Source organism: Vibrio sp. 1249-1, from assembly GCF_033340495.1.
This window is the reverse complement of sequence record NZ_JAWOWJ010000951.1, coordinates 1-563: the sequence shown is the minus strand read 5'-3', so window position 1 is coordinate 563 and position 563 is coordinate 1. Positions and strand designations below refer to the sequence as shown.

Annotated in this window: 1 protein-coding gene; it reads right to left on the bottom strand. The window is 37.5% G+C overall.

Annotation, left to right across the window (positions count from 1 at the left end; genetic code table 11):
• Window positions 1–310, bottom strand: a 310-nt coding sequence (locus R7Z50_RS29870) for a 2OG-Fe dioxygenase family protein (RefSeq protein WP_318150064.1), incomplete at its 3' end; no start/stop codon positions are given.
• Between the last annotated feature and the right edge of the window lie 253 nt (window positions 311–563).

Genomic DNA, 563 nt, shown 5'->3' with positions numbered 1-563 from the left:
TTGCGCTCACGAATAGCGCGCACATTTCGCGAAAGCCGTCACTTGCTAAAATGTCTTTCTCGATAGGTTCAAATTGACGAATGACATCACCCTGAAATCGGTTGATATCTGAAGACTGTACAAAGCTGTTCTTGTTCAAATCTATCACTTGTCCATCTTCAAAACTCACGACTGAGTAGCGTCGTAATCGATATTGCCCATCAGCGTGCTCAGTATGAGGTAACGCTTCAAATGAAGGCGAAAGTTGCTCAATTGCTGCCATGCTGAGCTGAGTTAAATGTAGAGTGTTCTCACGCGAATGTAACATCATTGACTCCTTTAATGAGGCACATTTAATTAACATTTAATTTACAACATAGATTACGCAAATATTCTGCAATTACCAGCTTTTAACGTTGATAGCTTCAACATAAATAAAAAAACGAGATTAAAGACCGCAAATAAAAGTTAAATTAGGCATATGTTTTAGATTAAAGCTTGCGCAACATTTGAAACTAGATTTCTCTACTGCAAATAGAATTTTATGCTGGATTGAGACAATTTCTATCACGCGATAGTGAGTT